The sequence below is a fragment of the Paenarthrobacter sp. CM16 genome (assembly GCF_013179505.1).
Taxonomy (GTDB): domain Bacteria; phylum Actinomycetota; class Actinomycetes; order Actinomycetales; family Micrococcaceae; genus Arthrobacter.
Map to the genome: position 1 here is coordinate 1 of NZ_JABMCX010000360.1, position 4,010 is coordinate 4,010.

The 4,010-nt window shown below is 59.8% G+C and carries 3 protein-coding genes and 2 pseudogenes; all 5 read right to left on the reverse strand.

What is annotated here, in order from left to right; translation table 11 throughout:
* Positions 1-297 (reverse strand): annotated as a pseudogene (locus HP499_RS21640) (DsbA family protein); the annotation flags it as partial.
* A 79-nt stretch (positions 298-376) separates the two neighbouring features.
* On the reverse strand, positions 377-1,666 hold the full coding sequence (gene clpX / locus HP499_RS21645) for an ATP-dependent Clp protease ATP-binding subunit ClpX (RefSeq protein WP_172326167.1): 1,290 nt from the start codon (positions 1,664-1,666) through the stop codon (positions 377-379).
* A gap of 182 nt (positions 1,667-1,848) precedes the next feature.
* Positions 1,849-2,508, reverse strand: coding sequence for an ATP-dependent Clp protease proteolytic subunit (locus HP499_RS21650; RefSeq protein ID WP_024816918.1), 660 nt, complete (start codon positions 2,506-2,508; stop codon positions 1,849-1,851).
* A 40-nt stretch (positions 2,509-2,548) separates the two neighbouring features.
* On the reverse strand, positions 2,549-3,172 hold the full coding sequence (locus HP499_RS21655; RefSeq protein ID WP_026542390.1) for an ATP-dependent Clp protease proteolytic subunit: 624 nt from the start codon (positions 3,170-3,172) through the stop codon (positions 2,549-2,551).
* A 239-nt stretch (positions 3,173-3,411) separates the two neighbouring features.
* A pseudogene (locus HP499_RS21660) lies at positions 3,412-4,010 on the reverse strand (trigger factor); the annotation flags it as partial.

Genomic DNA, 4,010 nt, shown 5'->3' on the forward strand with positions numbered 1-4,010 from the left:
TTGCTCCCCCATGGCGTCATACAACGGTTTGACGTAGCTGCTGCCGTGGAGTTCCTGGGCGGCGATGATCACCCGGACCGGCCCCCAGCTATCGTCCATCATGGCCCGGTAGTCCTCGGGAAGGTCCCGGCCCTCATTCAGTACTGAGAGGCTCATGACGTGCCATTCTGTCTCGATGCCACGAACCTCCTCCACCTCGCCGATCCAGCGCGACGTGATCCACGCGAACGGGCAGACAGGGTCAAACCAGAAGTCGGCCTTGTTGACGGTCTCTTCGGGCGCAGTCTTTTCAGACACGGGAAACTCCTCTGAAAGGTGTAAAAGTGGCATGACGACGGTCCCCTTGGAACCACGTCTTGTCTAGGCCAACAGGAGGCTAAGCCGACTTATTCCGGCGCTTGGCGACGACGTCGTGGGCAATCATGGTGGGCTGTGCTTTCTTTGCCACGACGTCGGCAGTGATTACTACGGTAGCGATGTCGTCCCGGCTGGGGAGATCGAACATCACAGGAAGCAGTACCTCTTCCATGATGGCCCGGAGACCACGGGCACCCGTGCCACGTTCCAGTGCCTGATCCGCAATGGAATCCAAGGCGTCGTCGTCGAACTGAAGCTCAACGCCATCCAACTGGAACATCTTCTGGTACTGCTTCACCAGTGCGTTCTTCGGTGTGGAGAGGATCTGGATCAGCGCCGGGCGATCGAGGTTCGAGACCGTGGTGATTACCGGGAGGCGTCCGATGAATTCCGGTATCAGGCCGAACTTCAGCAGGTCCTCCGGCATGACCTCCCCATAGGTATCAACATTGTCCCGGGCCTCGTTCAGCGGAGCACCGAAACCAATACCCTTACGGCCCGACCGTGAACCAATGATGTCTTCAAGGCCCGCAAACGCGCCTGCCACAATGAAGAGCACGTTGGTGGTATCGATCTGGATGAATTCCTGGTGGGGGTGCTTGCGGCCGCCCTGAGGGGGTACCGATGCCACCGTCCCCTCAAGAATCTTCAGGAGTGCCTGCTGCACGCCTTCACCGGAGACGTCGCGGGTGATGGACGGGTTCTCGCTCTTGCGGGAAATCTTGTCAATCTCATCAATGTAGATGATGCCCTGCTCGGCCTTCTTGACGTCATAATCCGCGGCCTGGATGAGCTTGAGGAGGATGTTCTCCACGTCCTCACCCACGTAGCCGGCTTCCGTCAGCGCGGTGGCATCTGCTACGGCGAAGGGAACATTCAGCCGGCGGGCCAAGGTTTGGGCCAGGTACGTCTTGCCACAACCGGTGGGGCCGATGAGCAGGATGTTGGACTTGGCTATCTCCACATCCTCGTGATGCGATCCCTCACCAAGGCTGCCGGTCTTGGGTGCGTGGCCCGCCTGGATGCGCTTGTAGTGGTTGTACACAGCCACGGCCAACGACCGCTTGGCCGGTTCCTGACCGATGACGTATTCCTGCAGGAAGTCGAAGATCTCACGGGGCTTGGGCAGCTCAAAACTGCCGAGATCGGAAACTTCAGCCAGTTCCTCTTCAATGATCTCGTTGCACAGCTCGATGCATTCATCGCAGATGTAGACACCGGGCCCGGCAATCAGCTTCCGCACCTGCTTCTGGCTCTTTCCGCAGAAAGAACACTTCAGCAGATCCGTGCTCTCGCCAATCCGAGCCATGTGGGAATCCCTTCGTTGCAAGCGGGTGATGCGGCTCCGCGCCGTACTCAAGTGTGCGGCCAAGCCGCGGCCGGCACCACCGTGACAACATCCACTCTAGGTCACAATGGGCAGCTTGGGTGGAAACAGAACGCCGGTGCGGTCCATATTTCGCGAACCGCACCGGCGTCGAATTCCGTGTGCTACCGGGTGATTGCCTGCGGCTTGATCTTCCGGGAGTCAAGAACCTGATCGATCAGGCCGTAGCTCAAGGCATCAGCAGCCGTCAGGATCTTGTCACGCTCGATGTCATTGTTGACTTGCTCGGACGTTCGGCCGGAGTGGTGTGCCAGCGTGTCCTCAAGCCAAGTACGCATGCGCATGACTTCCGCAGCCTGGATTTCAAGGTCCGAAGCCTGTCCGCCCTGGCCACCGGAGAGAGCCGGCTGGTGGATCAGGACACGGGCATTAGGAAGTGCCAGTCGCTTGCCCGGGGTACCTGCAGCAAGCAGGACTGCAGCTGCACTGGCAGCCTGGCCCAGGCATACCGTCTGGATTTCCGGACGAATGTACTGCATGGTGTCGTAGATGGCCGTCATGGCCGTGAACGAACCACCCGGCGAGTTGATGTACAGGGTGATGTCGCGGTCCGGGTCCGTCGACTCGAGGACCAGCAGCTGGGCCATGATGTCGTCGGCGGAAGCGTCATCAACCTGGACGCCGAGGAAGATGATGCGGTCCTCGAACAGCTTGGTGTACGGGTCCTGGCGCTTGAAGCCGTAGGGCGTGCGCTCTTCGAACTGGGGCAGGACGTAACGGCTGGACGGGAGATTACCGGCAGACCATCCGAAGTTGTAGTTCATGTTCTTTACTCCTGGGGTTTTCAGTGGTTCTTTGTGCCGGTTAGTTTTCGGAGTTCGACTCGGCGCCCGACTGGTTGGCCGTTCCGCCGCCGCCGGCTACAGAACCGGCGTGAGCCGAGATCTTGTCGAAGAAGCCGTATTCCAGCGCCTCGGCGGCCGTGAACCACTTGTCGCGGTCGTTGTCCTTGAGGATGGTCTCTACGGACTGACCGGTCTGCTCCGCCGTGAGTTCTGCCATGACCTTCTTCATGTGCAGGATCAGTTCTGCCTGGATCTTGATGTCCGAGGCAGTGCCGCCGATGCCGCCGGAAGGCTGGTGCATCAGGATACGGGCATTGGGGGTTGCATAGCGCTTGCCCTTGGTGCCGGACGAAAGGAGGAACTGACCCATGGAGGCAGCCAGGCCCGTTGCGACGGTGACGACGTCGTTCGGGATGAACTGCATGGTGTCGTAGATGGCCATGCCAGCCGTCACCGAACCACCCGGGGAGTTGATGTAAAGGTAGATGTCCTTCTCCGGGTCTTCAGCCGAGAGGAGGAGGAGCTGGGAGCAGATGGCGTTGGCGTTCTCGTCACGGACTTCAGAGCCGAGCCAGATAATGCGCTCTTTCAGCAGGCGGTTGTAGATGTAGTTGTCCTGGGCTGCGGGATCGACAGTTGCCATCCGGGGAGCCTCTGATTGCTGTGACATAAGTACTTACCTCTCGCTGGTGCCAGTGACCTCACTGAACTTCACTACTTGGACACTAACCGTTTTCCGGGTCGATTTGTTCGCCGGAATCGCGCTGTTCGCTGACGGCGCACGTCTGCGAAGAGAGCCCATGTTCGGCCTTAAAGCAAACCGGCCCCGGATCAAGAGATCCGGGGCCGACGGAAGCAGCTGCTAGAACTTCACTGCTGCTATTAGAACTTCACTGCTGCGGGGTCATCGCTTGCTGCAGCATCTGTTTCCTCAGGTGCCTCGACAGCGGCGGCCTCTTCGGCTGCTGCTTCACCGGCAGGACGAACGAAGTCGGTGAGGTCAACCTTGTTGCCCTCGGAGTCGACGACCTCTGCCTGGCCGAGCACAACTGCCAGCGCCTTGCGGCGGCGGACCTCGGAAACCATCATGGGAACCTGGCCGCTCTGATCAATGATCTGGGCGAACTGGTTGGGGTCCATGCCGTACTGGCTTGCGGTGGTGACGATGTAGTCGATCAGCTCGTTCTGGCTGACATCCACTTCCTCCTTGTCCGCGATGGCGTCAAGGATGATCTCATTCTGGAACGCACGCTCGGTGTTGGCCTTGACCTCGGCGCGGTGCTCCTCGGTGTCATGGTCACCTTCGCCGTGGGCGTTCTCCGGGTTGAAGTGAGCTTCGATCTGCTCTTCGACCACGGAATCCGGAACCGGAACCTCTACGAGCTCAACGAGCTTGTCCAGGACCTTGTCGCGGGCTTCAACACCCTGCTCAACGACCTTGGAGTCGGCAGCCTGCTTGGCGAGGTCCTCACGGAGCTCAG